The organism is Rhodanobacter sp. G2-10 (assembly GCF_055809185.1).
Map to the genome: position 1 here is coordinate 349,185 of NZ_CM147900.1, position 25,634 is coordinate 374,818.

The 25,634-nt window shown below is 65.5% G+C and carries 18 protein-coding genes; 13 read left to right on the plus strand and 5 right to left on the minus strand.

Annotation, left to right across the window (positions count from 1 at the left end):
* The first annotated feature begins 129 nt into the window (after window positions 1-129).
* From AC0L58_RS01530 to AC0L58_RS01585, 12 genes are all read left to right on the plus strand, one after another.
* Window positions 130-1,176, plus strand: coding sequence for a rod shape-determining protein (locus AC0L58_RS01530; RefSeq protein WP_473685988.1), 1,047 nt, complete (start codon window positions 130-132; stop codon window positions 1,174-1,176).
* 21 nt (window positions 1,177-1,197) lie between these two features.
* Window positions 1,198-2,163, plus strand: coding sequence for a rod shape-determining protein MreC (gene mreC / locus AC0L58_RS01535; RefSeq protein WP_473685990.1), 966 nt, complete (start codon window positions 1,198-1,200; stop codon window positions 2,161-2,163).
* A complete protein-coding gene (gene mreD, locus AC0L58_RS01540) occupies window positions 2,160-2,645 on the plus strand; it encodes a rod shape-determining protein MreD (RefSeq protein ID WP_473685992.1) in 486 nt (161 codons plus the stop codon). The genes mreC and mreD overlap by 4 nt, the downstream gene beginning before the upstream one ends.
* 1 nt (window position 2,646) lies before the next feature.
* On the plus strand, window positions 2,647-4,557 hold the full coding sequence (mrdA, locus tag AC0L58_RS01545) for a penicillin-binding protein 2 (protein WP_473685994.1): 1,911 nt from the start codon (window positions 2,647-2,649) through the stop codon (window positions 4,555-4,557).
* Window positions 4,554-5,669 carry a rod shape-determining protein RodA gene (gene rodA / locus AC0L58_RS01550; RefSeq protein WP_473685996.1) on the plus strand — a complete coding sequence of 372 codons (1,116 nt, stop codon included), beginning with the start codon at window positions 4,554-4,556 and terminating at the stop codon, window positions 5,667-5,669. Before mrdA ends, rodA begins: the two co-directional genes overlap by 4 nt.
* A gap of 97 nt (window positions 5,670-5,766) precedes the next feature.
* Window positions 5,767-6,774 carry a lytic murein transglycosylase B gene (mltB, locus tag AC0L58_RS01555; protein ID WP_473685998.1) on the plus strand — a complete coding sequence of 336 codons (1,008 nt, stop codon included), beginning with the start codon at window positions 5,767-5,769 and terminating at the stop codon, window positions 6,772-6,774.
* On the plus strand, window positions 6,771-7,679 hold the full coding sequence (locus tag AC0L58_RS01560) for a septal ring lytic transglycosylase RlpA family protein (RefSeq protein WP_473686000.1): 909 nt from the start codon (window positions 6,771-6,773) through the stop codon (window positions 7,677-7,679). The genes mltB and AC0L58_RS01560 overlap by 4 nt, the downstream gene beginning before the upstream one ends.
* Before the next feature lie 75 nt (window positions 7,680-7,754).
* Complete coding sequence (locus AC0L58_RS01565; RefSeq protein ID WP_473686002.1) at window positions 7,755-9,002, plus strand: D-alanyl-D-alanine carboxypeptidase family protein; 1,248 nt, start codon at window positions 7,755-7,757, stop codon at window positions 9,000-9,002.
* On the plus strand, window positions 9,002-9,292 hold the full coding sequence (locus AC0L58_RS01570; protein WP_473686004.1) for a DUF493 family protein: 291 nt from the start codon (window positions 9,002-9,004) through the stop codon (window positions 9,290-9,292). The genes AC0L58_RS01565 and AC0L58_RS01570 overlap by 1 nt, the downstream gene beginning before the upstream one ends.
* Window positions 9,293-9,436: 144 nt before the next feature.
* Window positions 9,437-10,099: a lipoyl(octanoyl) transferase LipB gene (gene lipB, locus AC0L58_RS01575; RefSeq protein ID WP_473688523.1), complete on the plus strand. Its 663-nt coding sequence runs from the start codon at window positions 9,437-9,439 to the stop codon at window positions 10,097-10,099.
* Window positions 10,100-10,108: 9 nt separating this feature from the next.
* Window positions 10,109-11,119, plus strand: a complete 1,011-nt coding sequence (gene lipA / locus AC0L58_RS01580; protein WP_473686005.1) for a lipoyl synthase — start codon at window positions 10,109-10,111, stop codon at window positions 11,117-11,119.
* Between the two features lie 8 nt (window positions 11,120-11,127).
* On the plus strand, window positions 11,128-13,386 hold the full coding sequence (locus AC0L58_RS01585) for a carboxy terminal-processing peptidase (RefSeq protein WP_473686007.1): 2,259 nt from the start codon (window positions 11,128-11,130) through the stop codon (window positions 13,384-13,386).
* A gap of 150 nt (window positions 13,387-13,536) precedes the next feature.
* On the opposite strand, the gene AC0L58_RS01590 is transcribed toward AC0L58_RS01585, so the two are convergent.
* The 5 genes from AC0L58_RS01590 to AC0L58_RS01610 form a co-directional block, all read right to left on the minus strand.
* Window positions 13,537-16,446, minus strand: a complete 2,910-nt coding sequence (locus AC0L58_RS01590; protein WP_473686009.1) for a TonB-dependent receptor plug domain-containing protein — start codon at window positions 16,444-16,446, stop codon at window positions 13,537-13,539.
* Between the two features lie 317 nt (window positions 16,447-16,763).
* Window positions 16,764-18,143 (minus strand): leucyl aminopeptidase family protein, encoded by a 1,380-nt coding sequence (locus AC0L58_RS01595; protein WP_473686011.1) that lies wholly within the window; start codon window positions 18,141-18,143, stop codon window positions 16,764-16,766.
* Window positions 18,144-18,212: 69 nt separating this feature from the next.
* Window positions 18,213-18,914, minus strand: a complete 702-nt coding sequence (locus tag AC0L58_RS01600) for an HAD family hydrolase (protein WP_473686013.1) — start codon at window positions 18,912-18,914, stop codon at window positions 18,213-18,215.
* Between the two features lie 12 nt (window positions 18,915-18,926).
* Entirely contained in the window at window positions 18,927-20,255 is a 1,329-nt protein-coding gene (locus tag AC0L58_RS01605) for a substrate-binding domain-containing protein (RefSeq protein ID WP_473686015.1), read from the minus strand.
* Window positions 20,256-20,494: 239 nt separating this feature from the next.
* A complete protein-coding gene (locus tag AC0L58_RS01610) occupies window positions 20,495-21,886 on the minus strand; it encodes a Do family serine endopeptidase (RefSeq protein WP_473686017.1) in 1,392 nt (463 codons plus the stop codon).
* Between the two features lie 353 nt (window positions 21,887-22,239).
* Here AC0L58_RS01610 and AC0L58_RS01615 point away from each other — a divergent pair, with 353 nt between their 5' ends.
* Entirely contained in the window at window positions 22,240-25,524 is a 3,285-nt protein-coding gene (locus AC0L58_RS01615) for an LAGLIDADG family homing endonuclease (protein WP_473686019.1), read from the plus strand.
* The last annotated feature ends 110 nt before the right edge of the window (window positions 25,525-25,634 follow it).

The following is a 25,634-nucleotide window of genomic DNA, read 5'->3' on the forward strand; positions in this document are numbered from 1 at the left end:
CCGTTCAAGGAAATGCGCCTAGGCTCGTGTTGCGCAAGGATTTCTTAACGCTATTGTCCTTGCGCAAGCGGTGCCCGCTGACTAGACTGGTCAGCTCGATTTGCAATCAGGCCGGACTACGGCGGACCCATGTTCAAGAAGTTTCGCGGGATCTTCTCCAACGACATCTCCATCGACCTCGGCACAGCCAACACGCTGATCTATGTGCGTGGTCAGGGCATCGTGCTGAACGAACCATCGGTGGTGGCGATTCGTCAGGATCGCGGCCCAGGCGGCCCACGTACCATCGCGGCGGTCGGTGGCGACGCCAAGCGCATGCTGGGCCGCACGCCGGGCAACATCGCCACGGTCCGCCCGATGAAGGATGGCGTGATCGCCGACTTCACCATGACTGAGGCGATGCTGCAGCATTTCATCAAGCAGGTGCACAAGTCGCGCTTCCTGCGCCCGAGTCCGCGCGTACTGGTTTGCGTGCCCTGCGGCTCGACCCAGGTCGAGCGGCGCGCCATCAAGGAATCGGCCGAAGGTGCCGGCGCTCGCGACGTGTTCCTGATCGAGGAGCCGATGGCCGCGGCGATCGGCGCCGGCATTCCGGTGCACGAGGCTCGCGGCGCGATGGTGCTGGACATCGGCGGCGGCACCTCCGAAGTGGCCGTGATCTCGCTCAACGGCATCGTCTACTCGCAGTCGGCGCGCGTCGGTGGCGATCGCTTCGACGAGGCGATCATCAACTACGTGCGGCGCAATCACGGCACCCTGATCGGCGAGTCCACGGCCGAGCGGATCAAGCTGCAGATCGGCTGCGCGTTCCCGCAGGACGACGTCAAGGAGATCGAGATCTCCGGTCGCAACCTGGCCGAGGGCGTGCCGCGCATGTTCACGATCAACTCCAACGAAATCCTCGAGGCGCTGCACGAGCCGCTGGCCGGCATCGTGGCCGCGGTGAAGTCGGCGCTGGAGCAGACCCCGCCGGAACTGTGTTCCGACGTGGCCGAGCGCGGCATCGTGCTGACCGGTGGCGGTGCGTTGCTGCGCGACCTGGATCGACTGATCTCCGAGGAGACCGGCCTGCACGTGCAGGTCGCAGACGACCCGCTGACTTGCGTGGCTCGTGGTGGCGGCAAGGCGCTGGAGCTGATCGATCAGCACGGCAGCGACTTCTTCGCGCCCGAATAGCGCGCGGCAGTCGGGGCCGCCATGGCGCGCGCACGCGATGAATCCTCCCCCCTGTTTGCGGGCAACGCTGCAGGCACGCTGCGCCTGATCGTCTACCTGGCGCTGGCCGTGGTGCTGATGGTGCTCGACCAGCGCAACGGCTGGTTGTGGCGACTGCGCTCCACCGCTTCGGCCGTGGTCGAACCGGTCTACCGCCTGGCGGGCCTGCCTGCGGCAGGTGTCCGCACCCTCAGCGTGGCCTTTGCCGACCGTCAGCATCTCACCTCGGAAAACCAGCGCCTGCGCGAGGACCTGCTGCTGGCCAACGCCAAGTTGAATCGCATGGCCGCGGTAGCCGTCCAGAACCAGCATCTGAAGAAGCTGCTCGATACGCGGCACAGCCTGGAACTCAATGTGCAGCTGGCGCGCGTGATTGGCGTGGACCTGGGCGCGTATCGCTATCGCATGACCTTGAACATGGGCTCGCGCGACGGGGTCAAGCCGGGCCAGCCGGTGATCGATGCCCACGGCGTGATGGGGCAGGTGACCGAGGTGCTGCCCCATACCGCCGTGGTGATGCTGATCACCGATCCCTCGCACGCCATCCCGGTGACGATTGCCCGCACCGGCTTGCGCACGGTCGCCTACGGTTCGCGCGACGGCGACATGCTGAGCTTGCCGAACCTGCCGCTGGCGGCAAGTGTTCATGCGGGCGACAAGTTGCTCACGTCCGGCATCGGCGGACGTTTTCCGCCGGGCTTCCCGGTGGGTCGGATCGAGAAGGTGGCGCCTGCCACCACCGGCATGTTCCAGGTTGCGCTGGCCCGGCCTGCCGCAGACATCGAGCGCAGCACGGACGTCCTGTTGCTGCATGACCAGGCCGAGCCGGAAGGGCCGCCTGATCTGGTCAAGCCGGTGGGACCGCCCACTACGCTGGAGCCCGCTGGCAGCGGTTCTTCCGCTGCACCGCCGGACAAGTCGGCGCCCGACCGGGGGAGCAGACCATGAGCCGGCAACGACTGGACCAATGGTGGTTCATCGGCACGCTGGTGGCTGCGCTGTTGTTGATGCTGGTGCCGCTGCCCGGCGTGCTCGCTCCGTTCAAGCCCTATTGGCCGGCGTTGATTCTGCTCTACTGGTCGCTGGAATCGGAGGATCGGGTGAGTCTGGGCCTGGCCTTCGGCGTGGGGCTGGGTGCCGATCTGCTCGATGGCGTATTGCTGGGCGAACAAGCCTTGCGTCTGTGTGCGTTGACCTTCATTGCGCTGCGTTTTCGTTCGCGACTGCGATTTTTTCCGATGTGGCAGCAGGCTCTGGCGGTGCTGGCGCTGTTGCTGAACGACCGCTTCCTGCTGTTGATCGTGCGCATGCTGGCCGGCGCGTCGGTGCCTCCGATCAGCTGGTGGGTCGCGCCCTTCGTCGGCGCAGCGCTGTGGCCGTTCCTGTTCCTGTTGCTCGACGACCTGCGCGCGCGCCTGCGCCTCCAGTGAGATGAAGGCTCGGCGAACCCTCAAGGATGGCCGCGACGAAAGCGCTCTGTTCCGGCGCCGTGCGCTGGTGGGTTTCGTGCTGATCCTGCTGGGCCTGGGTGGCCTGATGGGGCGCTATGTCGTGTTGCAGGTATCGCGCCACGCCGAGTTCGTCACGCGCTCGACCAACAACCGCGTGAAGCCACGCGCGATTCCGCCAGCGCGCGGGCTGATCTACGATCGCAACGGGGTGGTGCTGGCCGACAACGTGCCCGCGTTCCGTCTCGAGGTGGTGCCCGAGCAGGTCAAGGACATGCCGGCCTTGCTCGACCGGCTGGGCAAGATCGTGCCGCTGGGTCAGGACGATATCGACGCCTTCAACAAGCAGCTCAAGCAGAGCCGGCGTTTTGACAGCGTGCCGCTGAAGATGCGCCTGACCGAGGACGAGATCGACCGCTTCGCGGTCAATCGCTGGCGTTTCCCCAATGTCGACGTGGAGCCTTACCTGACACGGCGCTATCCGTTCGGCGGATTGTTTGCCCATGTGGTCGGTTACGTCGGGCGTATCGACGCCGATGACCTGAAACGGCTCGATCCGGACCGCTACCAGGGCACCAGCCACGTGGGGCGCAGTGGGGTCGAGCGTTCGTATGAGGACGTGCTGCACGGCACCCCGGGTTACGAGTTGCTTGAGGTGAATGCCGATGGGCGCACCCAGCATGTGCTGGAAACCCATTCGCCGACGCCGGGCAAGAATATCTACCTGAGCATCGACGTGCGGGTGCAGAAGGCGGCCGAGGAAGCGCTGGCCGGGCGGCCGGGCGCGGCCGTCGCCATCGATCCGCGCAATGGCCAGGTGCTGGCGATGGTCAGCGTGCCGACCTTCGACCCCAATCTGTTCGTCAACGGCATCAGCCACGCCGATTACAGCGCACTGACCAGGGACCCGGGAAAACCCCTGTTCAATCGTGCGCTGACGGGAACCTATCCGCCCGGCTCCACGGTCAAGCCCTTGTTGGCGCTGGGTGGTCTCGAGCTTGGCTTGCGCAAGAGCTCCGACACGGTACTGTCCACCGGCACGTTCTACATCCCGGGACAGAAGCGTGGTTACCGGGACGACCGCCGCGGCGGCTTCGGCACGGTGGACATGAAGCAGGCAATCATGTGGTCGGTCAATACCTACTTCTACAAGCTCGCGCTGGACATGGGCATCGACCGCCTCAGCGACTGGATGGGCAAGTTCGGTTTCGGTCGCCCCACCGGTATCGACCTGATCGGCGAAGTCGGCGGCATTTTGCCCTCGCGCGAATGGAAGGCCAAGAACTACAAGCAGCCCTGGTATCCCGGCGAAACCGTGATCGCGGGCATCGGGCAGGGGTTCTGGGCGGTCACGCCATTGCAGCTGGCTCATGCGATCGCCACGCTGGCCGGCCATGGCGTGCCGTATGCGCCGCGACTGGTAATGGCCACGCAGGATGGCATCAACGCGCCAAAGGTGCCGTTGCCCAATCCGCCCAGCGGCCCTTCGCTGGTCACCAATCCGGCCCACTGGAGCGATGTGGAGCAAGGCATGCAGATGGTGGTGAATGACCCACGCGGCACGGGCTACGGCCTGGGCAAGGGGTTTCCGTACACCATCGCCGGCAAGAGCGGCACCGCCGAAATCTATTCGCGCACCAGCGACGCCTACAACACCAACAAGAACACCGAGTACCTGGCCAGCCGTCACCGTGCCTGGTTCGAGATGTTTGCGCCGGCCGAGGAGCCGCGCATCGCGGTGGCCGTGCTGCTGGAGTCGGGCGCGTGGGGGGCAGCCGATGCCGGCCCGATTGCGCGCAAGATTCTCGATGCATGGGAGGCTACCCAGAAAGACGCGCCGCCAGACACGCCGTTGCCTCCGGACGCAGACGCGACAGCAGGACCGACGCCATGATCCGCATCCTGCAAGTTCGGTTCGAGCGGTTCCTGCACCGCCTGCTTGCCCGTCGGCGGATCGACCTGCCGCTGGCCGCCGGATTGTTCCTGCTGGCGCTCATCGGTCTGGCCACGCTTTACAGCGCCGGCGATCGCAACCTTGCCCTGGTGGGCGGCCAGGCGGCCAGGTTTGTGCTGGGTGGGGCGTTGTTGTTGCTGGTCTCGCGCATCCCGCCGTCGGTGTTGCGCAACTGGACCCCGTGGTTGTACGCCGGCAGCACGGCGCTGCTGGTGGTGGTGGCCATCCTTGGCGAGGGTCGTGGCTCGATGCGCTGGCTGGACCTGGGCGTGATGCGCTTCCAGCCGTCCGAACTGCTGAAGCTGACCACGCCGATGATGGTGGCCTGGTACCTGCACCCGCGCCAGTTGCCGCCGCGCTGGCGGGACATCGCCATGGTCGGCTTGCTGATTGCCATGCCGGTCGGGCTGATCGCCGAGCAGCCGGACCTTGGCACGGCGGTGCTGGTGGCCGCGGCCGGCGCCTTCGCCTTGTTCCTGTCCGGCATGGCCTGGTGGCGCATCGGTCTGCTGGTCGGTGCGGTGGTCGGCATGGTCCCGGTCGGCTGGCATTTCCTGCACCAGTATCAGCGTGACCGCGTGCTGACCCTGCTCAATCCCGAATCCGATCCGCTGGGCAACGGCTGGCACATCATCCAGTCGCAGATCGCGGTCGGTTCGGGCGGCATCTTCGGCAAGGGCTGGCTGCACAGCACGCAGTCGCGGCTGGACTTCCTGCCCGAGCACACCACCGACTTCATCTTTGCGGTGTTCTCGGAGGAATTCGGCCTGGTCGGGGTGTGCGCCCTGATCGCCCTGTATGCCTTCATCATCGGCCGTTGCCTGTGGATTGCGATGGAGGCGCGCGACACCTATTCGCGCCTGCTCGCCGGTGCCATCGGCATGAGCTTTTTCGTCTACGTGTTCGTCAACGGGGGCATGGTGGCCGGCATGTTGCCGGTGGTCGGGGTACCGATGCCGATGGTCAGCTATGGCGGCACCTCGGCCGTGTCGCTGCTGACCGGCTTCGGCGTACTGATGTCGATCCATGCGAACCGCAAGACCCATATCTGAATCCGGTCATCACCGTGCCAGTGAATGGCCCGGAGTTGTCGGGGCCTGCATGGTAGGCTTTCGACGACCCAAGTTCTTCCGCCAGCGAAGGCCCCGCATGACCCAGTATTTCCAGTCCCGTCCGTTCCGATACGTGGTCATGTTGTTGTTGTGGATGGGGGCGGCGAGCACCGCGTGGGCCGCGGCGCATCCGGGCCAGGCGGAACTGGTGCGCGAGGTGGCCAGCGATACGGGCAAGAGCCCGCAAATGCTCAATGCACTGCTCGATGGCGCCACCAAGCAACAGAGCATTCTCGACGCGATCAGTCGTCCGGCCGAAGGCAAGCCGTGGAAGGACTACCGGCCGATTTTCATGACCCGCGCGCGCATCGATGGCGGCGTCGCGTTCTATCAGGCGCACCGCAAGCTGCTTGACCGGGTGGCCGGGGAATATGGTGTGCCGCCGCAGTACATCGTGGCGATCATCGGCGTGGAGACCAACTACGGCCGCATCGTCGGCAGCTACAAGGTACTCGATGCGCTGGTGACGCTGGCTTTCTACTATCCGCCCCGCTCGACATTTTTCCGCGAGCAGTTGAAAACCCTGCTGGAGCTGCCCGACAACAAGCTGGCCGGGCCGGTGGATAGCTTGGTCGGCTCCTATGCCGGCGCGCAGGGTTGGGGCCAGTTCATGCCGTCGAGCATCCGCGATTTCGCGGTGGACGAAGACCATGACGGTCGCATCGACCTGCATGACTCGGCCGACGACATCGTGGCCAGCGTGGCCAACTATCTCCATGCCCATGGCTGGCAGCGTGATGCACCCGTTGCGGCGCAGGCGCAACCTGACGCGCAGGCGCACCACGTCGACGTGAAGGACGCCACGCCCAAGTGGCCGGTGGAGCAGTTCGAGGCCTGGGGCTACGCGCCGCTGCAGAAGCTGGAACCGGACCGGCTCGCCAGCCTGCAGGTATTTGATGGTGCACACGGGCCGGAGTACTGGTTCACCTTCCAGAATTTCTACGTGATCACCCGTTACAACCGCAGTCCGATGTACGCGATGGCCGTCGACCAGCTTGCCCAGGCGATCGCCGCCGGCGTGGCCCAGGCAGACGCGACCCAATGAGGGCGGCGGGTATCGCCGGTTTGTTGCTAGCCAGCATGCTGCTGGTGGCGTGCAGCGGCAACCGCAGTCGGCCTTCGACGGGCACGCCCACCCGGCCTGGCCAGGTCGCGGGCAGCGTGCCGGCGGCGGGTGCCGACGGCATCCACGATGATCTCAGTCGGCCCCAGTCCAGTCGCTACCGCCAGGGCAGCGACAGCGTGCCGCCGCCGATCGACGTCAGCAAACTGCCCGAGCCGGTGCCCAGGGTCGAGCCGCGCTCGCGCTATGGAAACAAGTCGCCGTACACCGTGCGCGGGAATACCTATCGCGTACTGTCGACGGCGCGTGGCTATGACAAGCGCGGCATCGCCTCGTTCTACGGCAACAAGTTCCATGGCTACAAGACCTCCAATCTCGAAACCTACGACATGTACGCCTTCACCGCGGCCAGCACCACCTTGCCGCTGCCCAGCTATGCGCGGGTGACCAATCTGGAGAACGGCAAGAGCGTGATCGTGCGGGTCAACGACCGCGGTCCGTTTCACGACAACCGGTTGATCGATCTGTCCTATGCCGCCGCGGTGAAAATCGGCATCTGGCCGAAGGGCACCGGCCTGGTCGAAGTACGCGGTATCGATCCGGCGCAGCCCGGCAAGGAACTGCCGGCGCCGCCTGTGGTCACAGACGGACATCCGGGAATCTACCTGCAAGTGGGCGCATTTGCCGATGTGGCCAATGCGAACCGTTTGGCGCAGCGCCTGCGCGAAGCCAAGCTTGGCGCGGTGCAGGTGGTCGACAGCGTGGTCGACGGACGGCACCTGCGCCGCGTGCGGGTCGGTCCATTGTCCAGCGTGGAGCGCGCCGATCAGGTCAGCCGCCGGATTGAACAGATGGGTCTGCCGCAGCCCCAGGTCGCGGTAGACTGAGCGGGATTTGCGCGAGCTTTTCCTTCATTCCGGCGCCCGCAACGCCGACCTCCAGAAACTGGACTTGAAAACACGATGAATTTCCTTCGCCGTACCCTGATGCCTTTTGCCGCCGTTGCCGTCCTGCTTGCGGGTGTCGCGGTGGCCCAGACCGCGCCACCCCGGCCCTCGCCCGTACCGCGTCCGGTGATGCCGGTGGCGCCGGTGCCGCCGCCGCCGGATGTCGATGGCGCGAGCTGGGTACTGATGGATTACGCCACCGGCCAGATCCTCGCCTCGAAGGACCCGGACGCCCGCCGCGCGCCCGCCTCGCTGACCAAGGTGATGACCGACTACGTGGTCTCCGCCGAAATCGCCAATGGCCGGGTGCATCCCGACGACATGGTCACCATCAGCGAACATGCCTGGCGTGGCGGTGGTGCCGGTACCGATGGCTCCACCAGCTTTCTCAAGCTGGGCAGCAAAGTCTCGTTGATGGATTTGCTCAAGGGCATGATCGTGCAATCGGGCAACGATGCCGCCATCGCCCTGGCCGAGCACACCGCGGGCTCCGAGGACGCCTTCGCCAATTTGATGAACGCGTACGCCAAGCAGCTTGGCATGGCCAACACGCACTATTCGAATGCTTCCGGCTATCCGGTGGCAAACCATTACAGCTCGGCCCGTGATATCGCGATCCTGTCGCGTGCGTTGATCCACAACTTCCCCGATGACTACGCGATCTCGGCGATCAAGGATTACGAGTGGAACGGCATCAAGCAGCAGAATCGCAATGAGCTGCTGTGGCGCGATCCGGCGGTGGACGGCATCAAGACCGGACATACCGCCGATGCCGGTTATTGCCTGGCTGCTTCGGCCAAGCACGGCGACCAGCGCATGATCGCGGTGGTGATGGGCGCCAGCTCCAACAAGGCGCGTGCCGACTCGGCGATGGCCCTGCTCAACTACGGCTTCCGCTTCTACGAGACGCACAAGTTGTACGAGGCCGGCAAGCCGCTGGCCACGCCGCGGCTATGGAAGGGCGAGAAGAACCAGTTGCCGATTGGCGTGGCCAGCGATGTGCTGGTCACGGTCAAGACCGGGCAATACGACAAGCTGAAGGCGACCATGGATATTCCTTCCACGCTGATCGCCCCGTTCAAGCAGGGCCAGCAGATCGGCACGCTGCGGGTCACCCTGGATGGCCAGCCGGTGCAATCGGTGCCGCTGGTGGCCCTGAATGACGCGCCGCAGGGCGGCTTCTTCTCGCGCCTGTGGGACAGCATCCTGCTGTGGTTCCATCATGACAAGGGCAATACCGAACAGGCCGCGGGCGACAAGTAATGCAGCCGATCGATTTCAGCAAGGCGAAGCAGGAGGGCAAAGGCTTCCAGTTCCCCGGTGAGTTCGAGATCACCGCGGTGGGCCATGCCAGCGCCAACCTGCCGACCCACGTGCCGCAGTTGCTCGAGGGCGCCGGTTTGCATGTACTGCATGAAACCGTGCGCCATCGCCACTCCGGCGCCGGCAACTTCGTCTCGGTCACGGTGAGCTTCCGCTGCGAAAACCGCGAGCAGTACGAGGCCGCGCACAAGGTGCTGCGCGAAAATCCGGATGTTCGGTATACGTTGTAGGCGGGATTGGCAATTCGAGATTCGGGATTCGCAAGAGCGCAGGCCCGAATCCGGCGTCCGCCGCGCTGCTTTTATTCCTGGAATCACCGCGAAGCTGCATGATCACCCGTGACCAACGAATCCCAAATCCCGACTCCCCCATCCCTGCCGTTGAACATCCGCCGCCTCGGTCGCCAACCCTATGCGGCGATCTGGCAGGCGATGAGTGCATTCACTGACAACCGCACCGCCGACACGCCCGACGAACTGTGGCTGCTGGAGCACGACCCGGTGTTCACCCTTGGCCAAGCCGGCAAGATGGAGCATGTGCTGGCGCCAGGCGACATTCCGGTGCTGCCGGTCGATCGTGGCGGCCAGGTGACTTATCACGGCCCTGGCCAGATCGTGGGCTACCCCTTGATCGACCTGCGTCGCATCGGGGTGGGCGTGCGCGAGCTGGTGCGTCGCATCGAGCAATCCCTGATCGACACCGTGGCGCACTGGAAGGTGGCCGCGGTGCGGCGCGAGGGCGCGCCCGGCGTATACGTGGGCGAGGCGAAGATTGCCGCGCTGGGCCTGCGCGTGCGGCGCGGATGCAGTTTCCATGGCCTGGCCTTCAACGTGGCCATGGATCTGGAGCCGTTTCAGCGCATCAACCCTTGCGGTTACAAGGGTTTGGCGGTCACGCAGCTGCTAGACTTGGGCGGTCCGTCGCGGTTGGCGGAGGTCGAGGATGTGCTGATCGGCGAGTTTTGCCGACAGTTCGGTTTCGACGCCGAGCCGGCCGCTCCCCTGATTCCTGAACTCCCCGCGCGCGCGGCGGTCTGAGCTGTCTACATGAGTGAAACAAGCACCGCTTCCTCCAAGTCCATCCCGATCCAGGTCGTGGCTGGTACGCCGGCTGCCGAAAAGCAGCTTGGCAACGACAAGATCGCGCGCAATCGTGCCGGTTTCGATACCGACGTGCCGATCCTGCGCAAGCCGAGCTGGATCCGGGTGCGCCTGCCGCAAGGCAACGCGGTGCAGCAGCTGAAGGCCCGTCTGCGCGAAAACTCGCTGGTCACCGTGTGCGAGGAAGCCTCCTGCCCGAACATCCACGAGTGCTTCAGCCACGGCACCGCCACCTTCATGATCCTCGGCGAAGTGTGCACCCGGCGCTGCTCGTTCTGCGACGTGGCCCACGGCCGGCCGCAACCGCCGGACGAGCTGGAGCCGGCGCGGCTGGCGCAGACCATTGCCGACATGCGCCTGAAGTACGTGGTGATCACCTCGGTCGACCGCGACGACCTGCGCGACGGCGGCGCCGCCCACTTCGCCAGCTGCATCCGCGCGGTGCGGCACTCCAGTCCGAACATCCGGATCGAGATCCTCACCCCTGATTTCCGCGGCAAGGGCCGCATGGAACGTGCGCTGGAAGTGCTCAAGGCCTACCCGCCGGATGTGTTCAACCACAATCTGGAAACCGTGCCGCACCTGTACCGCGAGGTACGCCCCGGCGCCGATTACCAGTGGTCGCTGGACCTGCTCAAGCGCTTCAAGGCGCAGCACCCGGAGGTGCCGACCAAGTCCGGCATCATGCTTGGACTGGGCGAGACGCAGGAACAGGTGCTGGAAACGTTGCGGGATTTACGCGCCCATGACGTGGAGATGATCACCATCGGCCAGTACCTGCAGCCCACGCCGCACCATCATCCGGTGGTGCGGTACTGGACGCCCGAGGAATTCGATGCCTTGCGCGTCGCCGGCGAGGCCATGGGCTTCCATCACGTTGCCTCCGGTCCGCTGGTGCGATCGTCCTATCATGCCGACCTGCAGGCCCACGCAGCCGGCGTCACCGAGTCAGTCTGAGAACCTCCATGAAATTTCGTCCCGCGCTGGTCCTGCTGTTTGCCCTCTCCGCCAGCTGCGTGTTCGCGCAGTCGGCGGCCGACCTCGGTGTCGGCCCCAAGGCGCGCAAGGCGGCCACCTGGCCGCTTGAGCCCACCAATGCGCAAACCCAGGCCGCGCAGTTGTCCGCGCGCTTCCTGACCCGCTTCCACTACGACGCGCAGCCGCTGGACGATGCGATGTCGGAGCGCATCTACAAGGCCTACTTCAAGATGCTGGACAGCGACAAGGTGTTCTTCACCCAGCAGGACATGGACAAGTTCGCGCCGCTGAAGACCAAGCTTGACGACGCGATCTGGAACAGCGACCTGTCCGCGCCATTCTCGATCTTCAATCTCTACCTGCAGCGTGCGGTCCAGCGCATGACCTATGCGCGCAGCCTGCTGAAAGACGGCTTCGACCTGACGCGCGACGAAACCTACGACGTCGATCGCAAGGATGCCGCCTGGCCGAAGGACCAGGCCGCGGCCGAAGACCTGTGGCGCAAGCGCACCAAGAACGACTGGTTGCGCCTGAAGCTGGCCGGCAAGGACGATGCCGACATCCGCAAGACGCTGGACAAGCGCTACAGCGGCTACATCGACCGGATCAAGCAGCTCAACAGCGCCGATGCATTCCAGACCTTCATGAATGCCTATGCCGAATCCACCGATCCGCATACGGACTATCTCGGCCCGGAGGCGGCGGCGAATTTCGACATCGCGATGAGCCTGTCGCTGCAGGGCATCGGCGCCCAGCTGCAGTCGCGCGACGACTACACCATGATCGTGAAGCTGATTCCCGGCGGCCCGGCGATGAAGTCGCACAAGTTCAAGCCCGGTGACCGCATCGTGGCGGTGGGCCAGGGCGACAAGGGCCCGATGGTCGACGTGGTCGGCTGGCGCATCGATGACGTGACCGCGCTGATCCGCGGCAAGAAGGGCACCGTGGTGCGGCTGGAGGTCCTGCCGGCCGATGTCGGCCCGGATGGCAAGCATGAACTGGTCACCCTGGTGCGTGACAAGATCAATCTCGAGGACGCCGCGGCCAGCAAGAAGGTCATCGACATCAAGGATGGCGATGTCAGCCGCAAGATCGGCGTGATCGACCTGCCTTCGTTCTATTCCGATTTCGGCGCGCGCAGCGCTGGCGACAAGGACTACCGCAGCACCACTCGCGACGTGGCCAAGCTGATCGGCGAGCTGAAGCAGGAAGGCGTGCAGGGCATCGTGGTGGATCTGCGCAACAACGGTGGCGGTTCGCTGGCCGAAGCCGATTCGATGACCGGCCTGTTCATCGACAAGGGCCCGGTCGTGCAGGTGCGCGGCTCGCACGGCGAGGTCCAGGTGCAGGGCGACGACGACCCGGGCATGGCCTGGAGCGGTCCGCTGGCGGTACTGGTCAATCGTGGCACGGCTTCCGCGTCGGAGATCTTCTCCGCGGCGATCCAGGACTACCACCGCGGCCTGATCATCGGCGAACCCACCTTCGGCAAGGGCACGGTGCAGACCCTGGTCGACCTCGACAAGTTTGCGCAGACCGACAGCGAGAAGCCCGAGCTTGGCGAGTTGAAGATGACCATCCAGGAATTCTTCCGCATCAACGGCGGTTCCACCCAGCTCAAGGGCGTGACCCCGGACATCAACTACCCGAAGAACGGCGACGAGAAGGATTTCGGCGAGTCCACCTACGACAACGCCCTGCCATGGACCCGGATCGCCCCGGCGAACTACACGCCGGTGGCGAACCTCAACGCCTATCTGGCGCAGCTGGTGAAAATGCATGTCGATCGCGTGGCGAAGTCGCCGGCGTGGAAGCTGATGCTGGACGAGCTAACGCAGTACAAGAAGATGCGCAACAAGACCACGATCTCCCTGAACCTGGCCACGCGCGAGGCCGAACGCAAGGAGCAGGAGAAGATCCAGGCTGATTTCCGGGCCAGACACGTGGCCATCGATGGCAGCGACGCGGCCCTGATCGACGTGGACAAGACCCTGGACGACGGCCTGAACGCGAATGAGCGCAGCATCAAGAGTGAGCTGAAGGCAGAAAAGGATGCCAAGAAGGCCAAGGACGTCGAGCTCGACGAAACCGCGCACATCCTGTTCGATGCGATCGGCCTGATCAAGGCCGATCCCAAGGTGGCCAGCCAGGTGCTGCCTTACGGCGGCAAGTTCAGCGTCGTGGCCAGCGCCGATGTGCCGGCCGAACCCGAGCACCCGGTGGTGGCGCCGGCGATAGGACATTGAGCCAGGCGGTTGCGTCACGCTCCGCGTGATGGCGTCACCCGCGATAGAAAAAGGCAGCGCCGAGGCGCTGCCTTTTTCTATCCGGCGATGTGTTGCCGGCGAGTGGGACGGCGGCACGGGTCACTCAGGCAACCCGTGCCGTAGTGGTTCTCAGAACTTCACGCTGGCCTGGACGTACATGAAGCGGCTGGGCGTGTCGTAGGTTGACGCGTCGTAGCCGTTCAATGAGCACGAGACACAGATCGGTGGCTGCTTGTTCCACAGATTGTTGATGCCCGCGGTCAGGGTCAGATCCAGGCTGGTCGGCAGTTTCCAGCTGCCGCGGATGTCCTGGTAGACGGTGGAGCCCATGTAGTGCGTGCCGTCGGGCCGGGTCGGCGTGATCTCGTTCGGACGATCGCAGATCGCATACCCCGCCGCTGCCGCGCAGTCTTCCTTGAGGCTGCTGAGGTAGCGCAGGGTGTAGTCGACCTTCCATGCCTGGTAGGTCCAACCCAGGGTCAGGTTCGAGGTGAGCCGCGGAATCGCGCTGTCATTCAGCTCCAGCCCGATGGTGCGCGGTTCGAAGCTGCCGGCCTTGTTGCCCGCCTTGTACTTGTCGACGTAGGTGCTCTGCAGGTTCACGTTGAACGCGCCGAACGACGATTGCGGCCCACGCCAGTTGACGCCGAAGTCCCAGCCGCTGGTGTCGACCGTGCCGAGATTCTGCAAGGTCGCGTCGAAACCGTCGATGTTGCCGGTGGCGTTGCGGTGGATGCCGCTGCAGAAGGTCGAGCCGTTGTCGCCGCTTGCCACGCAGCGATTGAGCTTGGTCTGCGCATCGAGGGCCTGGATCGCGTTGTCGATCTTCACCCGGTAGTAGCCGGCGGTCAGGTCGAGCCGGCTGGCCCAGGCGGCGTTGCTGGCCCAGCTCGGGCTGTAGACCGCGCCCGCGGTGAAGCTGCGCGAGGTTTCCGGTTGCAGGTTGAGGTTGCCGCCGGTGCGTACCGAGATCTGCGGATTGGGCTGTGCGTAGCCGGCCGGAACGCCGAGCGCCGCGCAGTTGCTGGCGGTTTGCGGATCGCCGATCGGCGCCGAGCAGGGATCCTGCAAGGTGGCATCGAAGCGTGCCGGTGCGCCGTACAGCTCGCCGATCGACGGCGCGCGGAAGCCCTGCGCCACGGTGCTGCGCAAGGTCAGATCATCGAACACCTGCCAGCGCAGGCCCAGCTTGCTGTTCGTCGTGCCGCCAAAGGTGGAGTAATCCGAGTAGCGCGTGGCTCCGGACAGATCCAGCGCCTTGATGCCCGGCAGGTCCTTCAGCAGCGGCGCATTCAACTCCACGTAATACTCGTTGATCGAGTAGCTGCCCGAGGTGGGCAACGAAGGCACGCCGTTGGACTCGCCCGCCACCACCACCGCGTCGGGCTCGTAGGAGCCACGGTAGTTGCGATGCTCATAGCCGGCCGCGAAATTGAACTCGCCGCCCGGCAGGTCGAACAGGCCGCCGGAGATGTTGGCCGAGGCGATGTTGATCGAGTTCTCGCTGCGGTCATGCTCGATGTACTGGATGTACTGCAGCATTTCGGGGGTGATGCCACCCGGACCACTGAAAATGTTCAGCGGTACGCAACTGCCGGTGCAGTCGGCAATAGGCCCCAGCGCACGCTGGATGTGCGCGATGTTGTAGGTGCCATGCACGCTCTGGGTGGCCTTGTTGTCGCCATGGGCCAGGTTCGCGTCCCAGTAGAAGTCGCGCTCGCCCATGCCGAAGGAGCCTTGCAGGCCGGTGGCGAGGTAGCTGGTGTCAACGTCCTGCGTGTAGACGCGCGGCCCGCCCTCGACCGGACGTCGTCCGATCAGGATCAGGTTGCCGGTGGCCGGATCGGCGTTGAGGCTGAAACCGAACGGGTTGTACGGATTGGTGGCATCCACGCCGACGCTGTCGGCCAGCCCGCCGGTGCCGGCGCCCGGGCCGAGGAAGATCGGTTCCGGTGCGGCCTGGTTGACCGACTTGCGCGTGTTGTAGATGCCGCGCATGTACCAGGTGATGTTGTCGGTGACGTTGTAGCGCGTGTGCGCAAAGATCGCGCTGCGCTTGCTCGGCGTCAGCAGCATGTTGTACGGGGCGAAGTTGAAGCGGTCGGCCCCGCTGAAATCATGGTAGTCGGCGGGGTAGGCCGGTTTGCCGCTGAAGCTGCCGTTCGGCGTGATGTCCTGGGTGACGTTGGTGTTCGGGTCGGTGAAGATGAAGCGGCCGGTCGGCGTGCCGGAGCTGCAGTTGTCGAGCCCGGTGCCCGGTACGCATTCATTGCTCGCCTGGCCCCAGGCGCTGGCGCTGATCGTGTCCTGCTCGATATGGCTGACATCGACGAAGAACTCGTAGCGATCCCCCTTGCCGCCCAGCGAGATGTCGGCGTTCTTGGTGTTGCCGCCGGACAGGTTGGCGTAGTTGCCATAGTAGAAATTTGCCGCCGCGCCTTGCTGCGAGCGCTTGGTGATGATGTTGACCACGCCGGCGATCGCGTCGGAGCCGTACAGCGACGAGGCGCCGTCCTGCAGGATCTCGATGCGCTCGATGATGCTGGCCGGGATCGTGTTCAGATCCACCGCGGCCGACACGCCCGAGGCCGAACTCTCGTTCACCCAGCGCATGCCGTCGACCAGGATCAGCACGCGCTTGGCGCCCAGGTTGCGCAGATCCAGCGTGGCCGAGCCCGAGCCCACGCCGCTGCCGTCCGGCGGGAAGCCGAAATTGCCGGCCGAGTTGAACTTGGTGTTGAGCGCCGAGCCCGATGAGCTCAGCTGCTGCAGGATGTCGCCGATGCTGGTCAGGCCCGTGTTGGCGATGTCCTGGGCGGTGATGGTGATGACCGGCACCTGGGTCGCCATGTCGGCGCCCTTGATGCGCGAGCCGGTTACCTCGACCGCCTGCAGGTTGGTGGTGGTCTTGGTGTCGGGCTGGTTCTGGGTGCCCGACTGATCCTGTGCCTGTGCGGAGGTGGCGCCGAGTGAGAGGGTGACGGCGAGGGCGCTGGTCAGGGCCAGTGCGAGGCGATTGCGAGGTATGACCAAATGCATGAAGTTCTCCCCAATGATGGATGGCATCGGCACTTCAGGCGACGGCGCTTTGCATCCAGCAGCAGTCAAAACAGCTCACCAGCATGGCCTCCCCCCCGGGCACACCTGTCGCCAGGAACCGACTTCCGTAATTGCCTGCCGAGGCAGGCCTTTCATTCGCCCGTGTCCTGCGGGTCGCCCTGTCCACCATCACGGTGGAGCGGGGCTTCGGGCAGGCACGCTCGAATCGAGTCAAAGCATCACACGCGGCCAGGAAAAAAAACAGGGTCACATGTCATGGGTGTTGCCCACTGTTGCTTCAGTACCGTGCGATCACCTCAGCGGCCGTGGCGCTGCTGCAGCAGCGCAAAGATCGCGCGCAGCCCCATCGCCTCGCCGCCGCGTGGACGGCCGGGACGGTCGGCATCATTCCAGGCGTAGGTGTCCAGGTGCAGCCAGGGCACGCCGTCCGGCACGAAGCGTTCCAGGTACAGCGCGGCGGTGATCGCGCCGGCGTGGCGCGAACTGCCGGCGTTGGCGAAGTCGGCCAGGTAGGAATCCAGCATGCGCCGGTACGGCCGCCACAACGGCAGGCGCCAAAGCGGGTCGGCCACCTCGGTGCCGGCCTTCAGGGCAGCGGCGGCCAGCGCGTCGTCACTGGCGAAGAGTGCGGGCAAGTCCGGCCCCAAAGCCACCCGTGCCGCGCCGGTGAGGGTGGCAAAATCGACGATCAGCCCGGGCTGCTGTTCGGCGGCGTAGGCCAGTGCATCGCACAGGATCAGCCGGCCCTCGGCGTCGGTGTTGTGCACCTCCACGGTGTGGCCGGCGCGGGTGGTGATCACCTCGCCGGGGCGCATCGCGTTGCCAGCCACCGAGTTCTCCACCGCCGGCACCAGCAGGGTCAGCCGTACCGGCAGTTTCGCCTGCATGATCAGCCCGGCCAGCGCGATCGCGTGGGCGGCGCCGCCCATGTCCTTTTTCATCCAGCGCATGCCGTCGCTGCCCTTGAGGTCCAGGCCGCCGGTGTCGAAGCACACGCCCTTGCCGATCACGACCAGTTTCGGGTCGTCGTTCCTGCCCCAGGTCAGTTCGATCAGCCGCGGCTCGCGGTGACTGGCGCGACCTACCGCGTGGATCGTCGGGAAGTTCGCCTTGAGCAGTTCGTCGCCGACCCAGTCGCGCACCTTGGCCTTGTGCGTCTTGCCTAGTGCCTTGATCGCGTCACCGAGCTGCTCGGGTCCCATGTCCTCGGTCGGCGTGTTGACCAGATCGCGCACCCGATCGGTGGCCTCGACCAGCGGCGCCACCCGGGCCAGCTCGTCTGCCTCCAGCATCAGGTTCGCCGGGGCGCGTTTCGGCTGCCGGTAGCGGGTGAACTGGTAGGCGCCCAGCGCCCAGCCCAGGATGGCCAGCGAGCGGTCGGCCAGCACGCCTTCGCTGGCCAGCTGGTAGTTGCCCTCGGGCAGGCTGAAGGGCAGGCCTGCCAGCGCGGCCAGAGCGTCATCCGCGCCAACGCCGACCAGCACGCGCGCCAGTTTGCCGGTGCTGTCCGGCAGCAGGGCGAATGCGCCCGGCGCGGCCGTGAATCCGCTCTCGCCGAGCCAGCGGCGTTGGGCGGCGCTGAGCCGTCGGCGACTCGCGGCGAGATGCGCGGCGTCGGTGGTTTCGATGGCGATGCCATGGCGCTGGCCGGGACGGCGTTCGATCAGGGCGGACATGCGGGCTCCTTGCAGAATGGATTGCCCATGATGAGCGCGTGGCGCCGCCGGCACAATCACTCGGGCCGGTCAGCGCTCGTCCGCATGTGCCTCCAGCCAGTCGGCCAGCGCGGTCATGTCGGGCAGGTCCAGTTCGGGCGGCGGCCCCATGTCGGCCGGCCAGGGCCGCCGTTCGCGATTGATCCAGGCGCTGCGCAGGCCCGCCTCGCGGGCGCCGCGCACGTCCATCGCCGGGTCGTCACCGACATGCAGCACGGCCTCGGGAGCGACCCCGAGCAAGTCCACGGCGGCCAGGAAGATGCCGGGGTCGGGCTTGCCTGCGCCATGGTCGCGGGCGCATACGTGATGGACAAAGTGTTGCTTGATGCCGATGCGCGCGAGATCGGCATTGCCATTGGTCAGGCTGGCCAGCGGCCAGCGCGCGGCGATCCGCTCAAGCGCGGGCAGGCTGTCCGGGTACAGCTCCACCTGGTTGCGCGCCGCGAAGTAGATTTCCCACAGCGTGTCGACCGGAGGCTCGGCGATACCGCTGGTGTCGAACGCATGCTGCAGGGTGAGCTGGCGCTGGGTGGTGAAATCGTGCGCCAGGTCGAGTCGCTCGGCGGCGACTTGCGTGCGCAATTCACGCATGGCCGTGATCGGCCATGCGTGAGCCACCTTCGGATGATGCTGCTGCAACCACGCATCCACTGCATGGTCGGCAAGCTCCAGCGCCGGGCGCACCGGCCACAGCGTATCGTCCAGGTCCAGCGTGACTGCGCGAATCGACACGTCGCCGACCACTTACTGGTTACTGACCCGCAGCTCCTGGCCCAGCTGGATATCGTCGCTTTTCAGCTTGTTCCATGCGCGCAGCTGGGCCACGTCGACGGAGTACTGGCGTGCGATCGAGGACAGCGTATCGCCGCGAGCCACCTTGTACGTGGTGGAAGCACGGTGGCTGCTTGCCGTGACGTGCCCGAAGTCCTTGCCCTGGGTCTGGTTGACGGTGACGGCGCTGCCGTTCGCATCCGCCACGCTGCTGACCTCGGCGTGGCTGATGCTGCCCTGCACCCTGCTCAATCGGGCGTCATTCCTGTCCTTGGCGCGGCGATTTTCCAGTGCCTCCCTGGCCTCCATGGTGCGGGGCGAGGTCGGGGCGATCGCCGAGCGCGAGGCGTAGGTGGCGCCCGGGGCCGAAAGCGGCGTGGTTTGGCTGGCGCGGCGTGCGCCCACCTCGGCGAGGATGGTGCTGCGGCGCTCGGCGTCCATGCTGGCCAGGCGCATGCCGTCCTGGTAGGGCAGTACCTGATGCCGGCGCAAGGCGGCCTTGGCCGGCTCGCTCTGCAGGAAGTCGACAAAGGCCTGCGCCTGGGCCGCCTTCGGGCTGTTCGGGTTGGTCACCAGATACAGCGGAATGAACAACGGGTAGCTGCCGTTGGCGATGTTGGCCGGAGTGGCGGCACGGCCGTTGATCGGAATCGCCTTGAGCTTGGGGTTGCCGGTGATGCCGTTAAGCATGGCCAGGCCGAAGCCGTTCGGGTTCAACGCGATGCCTTCCTCCAGCTTGCGTGTATTGACGTACAGGCGCGGCGCCGCCACCGGCTGGTTGCCGCGGCCGAACAGCAGGCTGCGCAGGCTGTATTCCAGGCCGTCGCCGGGGCTGGCCACGGCGTACACGTCGATCGGCGCATTGCGGCCGCCGACCTCGCTCCAGTTGTGGATCTTGCCGTAGTAGATGTCATGCACCTGCTTCAGCGTGAGGTTGCTGATCGGGTTGGAAGCCTGGGTGATGATCACCAGGCCGCCCCAGGCCACCGGGGTGAAGGTAAGCCGCGCGTTCTGCGCACTGCCATCGGAAGGTCGCGCGCTGCCGGCCAGGTCGGCGGTGCCGTTGCTCACCGCGTCGATCCCCGAGGCGGTATTGAACGGCTGCAGTTCGATGCGGCCGTGGCCGGCCTTGGTCCAGGCCTTGGCCACTTCACTCATCACGGCGTTGGCGGTGGCATCGTCGCCACGCCAGACCAGGTTGCCGCCCTTGGACGTGGCGGCATGGGTCTTGGCCAGCACCCCCGTGGAAAGACAGGCCCCGACCAGGGCAACGCAAAGCAAACGGACAAGACGTACAGACATGATGGTGGACAACCCCGGAGCAAGATGAACAGTGACACGGAACAGGCGCATGCGCGTTGGTGCGACAGCACCGCAGACGGTACAGGGTATTTCAACGGCCTGAACCCACAACATCAAGCTCTTTCATGCATTTGAGTCATGTTCCGGCGCAGGTTGTGCACCGGAACACGTCTGCGCAGCGATCCAGGTCCGGTTTTCCATTCAGGTTCAGCCCCGGCAGGCCCGTCGTTTGTTCCGCCTCAGTTGATCAACACGTAGTGGCTGCCGTCGGCGTCGGCCACCACCAGCACCAGTTGCCGCAGGTGCACGCGGGCCAGGCCACGCAGCATGCGCAGGCTGGTGATGCGCTGGTTGCCGATGCCGATCACCACGTCGCCGGGGCTCAGCCCCGCCTGCGCCGCGCGGCTGCCGGGCTGCACGGTGCTGATGCCCGCGCCATACCAGCCCTGGTTGCGCTGGGCCTGGCTCAGTTCGCTGAAGCGCACCCCGGCCAGGCGTGGATCGAGCTGGCCGCCATCAAGCGTGGCCAGTTTTTCCGGCGAGAGCGTGGCGTTGACCTGGCGCGGCTGACCGTTGCGCACGATGCCGATCTGCAGCGTGCTGCCCAGCGGCAGCAGTCCTTCGGCGTTGCGCAGTTGTTGCACGCTGTGCAGCGGCTTGTTGTTCAGCGAGGTCAGCACGTCACCGGCCTGCAGGCCGGCGCGCGCGGCGGCCGAGTCGTCGCTGACGCTGGTCACCACCACGCCGCTGCTGTTCTTCAGGTTCAGTGCCTGGGCGATGCGCGGGGTGATCGCCTGCGCCTGCAGCCCCAGGGTGCCGCGTTCGACCTTGCCGTGGGCGATCAGCTGTTTCATCACCTCGCTGGTGAGGTTGCTGGGGATCGCGAAGCCGATGCCCACGTTGCCGCCCGAGGGCGAGAAGATCATCGTGTTGATGCCGACCAGTTCGCCGCGCAGATTGACCAGCGGGCCGCCGGAATTGCCCGGGTTGATCGAGGCATCGGTCTGGATGAAATTCTGGTAGCTCGAGTCGCCCAGGCCCGAGCGGCCCAGTGCCGAGACGATGCCCGCCGTCACCGTCTGGCCCAAACCGAACGGCTCGCCCACGGCCACCACGTAGTCGCCCACGCGCAGGGTGGAGGAATCGGCCATCGGCAGCGCATGCAGGTTGTCGGCGTGGATCTGCACCACCGCCACGTCGGTGGCCGGGTCGGTGCCGACCAGCTTGCCCTTGAAGGTGCGGCCGTCTTCCGTCGTCACGCTGATGTCGTCGGCGCCGGCCACCACGTGGTTGTTGGTCAGGATGTAGCCCTTGGCCGCGTCCACGATCACACCCGAGCCCAGGCTCTGCTGCACCCGTTCGCGCGGCGTCGGGGGCAGGCCGAAGAACTGGCGCATCATCGGGTCGCCGAAGTAGGCGTCGCGCACGGGCACTCGCGTGGTGCTGGAGATGTTCACCACCGCCGGGGTCACCCGGGTCAGCATCGGGGCCAGCGACGGCATCGGTTGACCGTCGACCGCGGCCGGCAGGCTGCCCGCGCGACCGGGGGCCGGCCACAGGGCGCAGGCAAGCACGATGGCGGCCAGCGAACCGGTCAGCCAGGAAGGCAGGCGGAGGTGGCGTGGCGACATGGAAAGGCTCCTTGGCAAGGTGATGGCGGCGCTGGTTCGACCGATCCGGCACTCATGGGTTCCATGTGGTCGAAAGCCTGCCATGGGGACTTTACTTCCCGCGGCGGCAGGGTTAACTTCCCTCTTCGGTAGCAACCACAACATCTTGTGTTTCAGCACCAACGCCGAGACTAGCACTGGTGCCGATCGCGGTACTCTTGAGGGGATTCAATGTTGTCGGAAACCCTGTGGCAAGCGGGCTGGGAGGCCCTCCCGCCAACCATCAGCAGCGCCGCTGCAACGCCAGCCAATTCGTCGCATCCCAATAAAAATCAACGGGGGCCGCAAGGCCACACCGAGAGGTCAGTCAAAAGATGAGCACAGCGCGTGCCCCAGCCACCCCTTCATCCACCGATCGTGATGCCAACGTGGACATTCCGCTGCAACCCGCGTCGCAAGACATCTGGGACAAGAAATACCGACTGAAAGCCAAGAACGGCGAACCGGTCGACGCCACCATCGACGAGACCTACCAGCGCGTGGCACGTGCGCTCTCGGACGTGGAAGCCACAGACGAGCTGCGCGGCCACTGGTACGAGCGTTTCCTGTGGGCGCTGCGCCGCGGCGCGATCCCGGCTGGGCGGATCACCTCCAACGCCGGCGCGCTGGCGCACAAGCCGGCCACCAGCACGATCAACTGCACCGTCTCGGGCACCATCCACGATTCGATGGACGACATCCTGGAGAAGGTGCACGAGGCCGGCCTCACGCTGAAGGCCGGTTGCGGCATCGGTTATGAATTCTCCACGCTGCGTCCGCGCAACGCCTACGTCTCCGGCGCCGGTGCGTATACCTCCGGCCCGCTGTCGTTCATGGATATCTACGACAAGATGTGTTTCACCGTGTCCTCCGCCGGCGGTCGCCGCGGCGCGCAGATGGGCACCTTCGACATCAGCCATCCCGACGCCAAGGAGTTCATCCGCGCCAAGCGCGAGGATGGGCGCCTGCGCCAGTTCAACCTCAGCCTGCTGATCACCGACGGCTTCATGGAAGCGGTCGAGCACGACCAGGACTGGCCGCTGGTGTTCCCGGTGCACATCAAGGAAAAGGACGAGATCGACCTCGACGACCCGACCCAGGTCGTGTGGCGCGAATGGCCCACCCACGAGAACTACATCGACCGCGAAGACGGCCTGGTCGCCTGCAAGATCTACAGCCAGATCCGCGCGCGGCACCTGTGGGACATGATCATGGTGTCCACCTACGACTATGCCGAGCCGGGTTTCATCCTGATCGACAAGGTCAACGAGATGAACAACAACTGGTGGTGCGAGCATATTCGCGCGACCAACCCGTGCGTCACTGCCGATACCTGGGTGCAGACCGCCGAAGGTCCGCGCCAGGTCAGCGACTTGCTCGGCCACGGCTTCATGGCTCGCGTGGACGGCAAAGACCACGCTACCGGCGCTGAAGGTTTCTTCCGCACGGCGACCAAGCCGGTGCTGGCTTTGCAGACGGAAGAAGGTCACCGCCTGCGCCTCACCGAGGACCATCGCGTGCGCCGTGTCTCGCGCCTCACCCGTTGGAGCGTGGACACCGAGTGGTGCGCCGCCAGTGCGCTGCAACCCGGCGACAAAGTGTTGCTCAACGATCATCGCGCCAATGCGCAATGGTCCGGCGCGCTGACCGCCGAGCAGGGTTATCTGCTCGGCATGCTGGTCGGCGACGGCACGCTGAAGCATGAAGCCGCCGTGTTGTCGGTTTGGCCGCATGCCGCTGCCGTCAACGGTGTGGCCGAAGGCGCCGCTACTGCTCTGATGAGTGAAGCATTGCGGTGCGCGCAGAGCCTGCCCCATCGCGCCGATTTTGCCGGCTGGTCCGAAGTGGTCGGTCGCGGCGAGTTCCGCATGAAATCCTCCGCGCTGCGTGATCTGGCTTTCGAGCTCGGCATGCGCGTGGGTGACAAGGCCATCACTCCGGCGCTGGAGCGTGCTTCGAGCGATGCGTATCGTGGCTTCCTGCGCGGCTTCTTCGATGCCGACGGCTCGGTGCAGGGCAGTCAGACCAAGGGCGTGTCCGTACGCCTGGCCCAATCGGACCTGCCGCGGCTGGAAGCGGTGCAGCGCATGCTGCTACGCCTGGGCATGCCCTCGCGCATCTATCGTGATCGTCGCGTCGCTGGTGAAACCCGTCTGCCCGATGGTCACGGCGGCACGCGCGCGTACGCCACCCAGGCCCAGCATGAGCTGGTGATTGCCGGCGAGTCGCTGGCGCGCTTCGCCGAGCTGATCGGGTTTGCCGACAGCGACAAGGCGGCACGCCTCAAGTCCGCCCTGGCCAGCTACAAGCGCACGCTCAACCGCGCACGTTTCGTCGCCACCGTCGCTTCGTTGCAGGCCGATGGCGTCGAGGATGTCTACGACGTGCAGGTACCCGGCATCAACACTTTCGACGGCAACGGCCTGCACGCACACAACTGCGGCGAACAACCGTTACCGCCCTACGGCTCCTGCCTGCTCGGTTCGGTCAACCTGACCAAGTTCGTGCGCGACGCGTTCGGCCCCAAGGCGCGTTTCGACTGGGACGAGTACCGCGAGGTGGTCAAGGTGTTCACCCGCATGCTCGACAACGTGGTCGAGATCAACGGCCTGCCGCTGGAACAGCAGCGCACCGAGATCATGGGCAAACGCCGCCACGGCATGGGCTTTCTCGGCCTGGGTTCCACCGTGACCATGCTGAAAACCCGTTACGGCAGCGAGGAGGCCATCGCCTTCACCGAGCAGGTCTCGCGTGAAATGGCGGTCGCCGGCTGGGAAGTGGCACTGGAGCTGGCCAAGGAGAAGGGCGCCGCCCCCGTGCTGGCGCGCGACTACAAAGTCACCGGCGACATGCTGCGCAAGCGTCCGGAAATGGCGGCCGATGGCTACAAGCTGGGCGACAGCATCCCCGGCCGCGTGCTGCACGCCAAATACAGCCGCTACATGCAGCGCATCGCCACGGTGGCGCCGGAGCTGGTCGAGCAGCTGGCCGAAACCGGCGCGCGCTTCACCCACCACACCTCGATCGCGCCCACTGGCACCATCAGCCTGAGCCTGGCCAACAACGCCAGCAACGGCATCGAGCCCAGCTTCGCGCACAGCTACTCGCGCAACGTGATCCGCGAAGGCAAGAAGTCCAAGGAAAAAGTCGAGGTGCTCAGCTTCGAGCTGCTGGCCTACCGCGCCCTGATCAATGCCCAGGCGCAGGCGTTCACCGAAGAGGCAGCCCACAAGCTTCCGGACTACTTCGTGGCCGCCGACGACATCACCCCGAAACAGCACGTGGACATCCAGGCCGCCTCGCAGAAGTGGATCGACTCCTCGATCTCCAAGACCGCCAACGTGCCCACCGACTACCCCTACGAAGACTTCAAGGACATCTACTTTTACGCCTACAAACAGGGCCTGAAGGGATGCACCACCTTCCGCTTCAACCCGGCCGCTTTCCAGGGTGTGCTGGTCAAGGATTCCGACCTTGAAAACACCCTCTACCGCTTCGAGCTGGAGGACGGTAGTGTTGTCGAACTGAAAGGCAATGAGCAGGTGGAGTACGACGGCGAAATGCACTCGGCCGCCAACCTTTTCGATGCCTTGAAGGAGGGGTACTACGGCAAGTTCTGACTGCCGCAGAACCCCGTGGGCCAAGGCACGTACTGACAATCATCGGAGGGGAACACCAGTCATGTCCATCGACAACGAAGTAGAAGCGAGCAACGATCCCGTCGCCGGCG

What these genes read in the sequence shown, in the direction of transcription:
- AC0L58_RS01585 (WP_473686007.1), top strand. Translation starts at nt 11,128, where the DNA reads ATGAAATTTCGTCCCGCGCTGGTCCTGCTGTTTGCCCTCTCCGCCAGC.
- AC0L58_RS01610 (WP_473686017.1), bottom strand. Translation starts at nt 21,886, where the DNA reads ATGTCGCCACGCCACCTCCGCCTGCCTTCCTGGCTGACCGGTTCGCTG.
- AC0L58_RS01530 (WP_473685988.1), top strand. Translation starts at nt 130, where the DNA reads ATGTTCAAGAAGTTTCGCGGGATCTTCTCCAACGACATCTCCATCGAC.
- mreD (WP_473685992.1), top strand. Translation starts at nt 2,160, where the DNA reads ATGAGCCGGCAACGACTGGACCAATGGTGGTTCATCGGCACGCTGGTG.
- AC0L58_RS01590 (WP_473686009.1), bottom strand. Translation starts at nt 16,446, where the DNA reads ATGCATTTGGTCATACCTCGCAATCGCCTCGCACTGGCCCTGACCAGC.
- AC0L58_RS01560 (WP_473686000.1), top strand. Translation starts at nt 6,771, where the DNA reads ATGAGGGCGGCGGGTATCGCCGGTTTGTTGCTAGCCAGCATGCTGCTG.
- AC0L58_RS01570 (WP_473686004.1), top strand. Translation starts at nt 9,002, where the DNA reads ATGCAGCCGATCGATTTCAGCAAGGCGAAGCAGGAGGGCAAAGGCTTC.
- lipA (WP_473686005.1), top strand. Translation starts at nt 10,109, where the DNA reads ATGAGTGAAACAAGCACCGCTTCCTCCAAGTCCATCCCGATCCAGGTC.
- mrdA (WP_473685994.1), top strand. Translation starts at nt 2,647, where the DNA reads ATGAAGGCTCGGCGAACCCTCAAGGATGGCCGCGACGAAAGCGCTCTG.
- AC0L58_RS01605 (WP_473686015.1), bottom strand. Translation starts at nt 20,255, where the DNA reads ATGTCTGTACGTCTTGTCCGTTTGCTTTGCGTTGCCCTGGTCGGGGCC.
- mreC (WP_473685990.1), top strand. Translation starts at nt 1,198, where the DNA reads ATGGCGCGCGCACGCGATGAATCCTCCCCCCTGTTTGCGGGCAACGCT.
- AC0L58_RS01565 (WP_473686002.1), top strand. Translation starts at nt 7,755, where the DNA reads ATGAATTTCCTTCGCCGTACCCTGATGCCTTTTGCCGCCGTTGCCGTC.
- AC0L58_RS01595 (WP_473686011.1), bottom strand. Translation starts at nt 18,143, where the DNA reads ATGTCCGCCCTGATCGAACGCCGTCCCGGCCAGCGCCATGGCATCGCC.
- mltB (WP_473685998.1), top strand. Translation starts at nt 5,767, where the DNA reads ATGACCCAGTATTTCCAGTCCCGTCCGTTCCGATACGTGGTCATGTTG.
- AC0L58_RS01615 (WP_473686019.1), top strand. Translation starts at nt 22,240, where the DNA reads ATGAGCACAGCGCGTGCCCCAGCCACCCCTTCATCCACCGATCGTGAT.
- rodA (WP_473685996.1), top strand. Translation starts at nt 4,554, where the DNA reads ATGATCCGCATCCTGCAAGTTCGGTTCGAGCGGTTCCTGCACCGCCTG.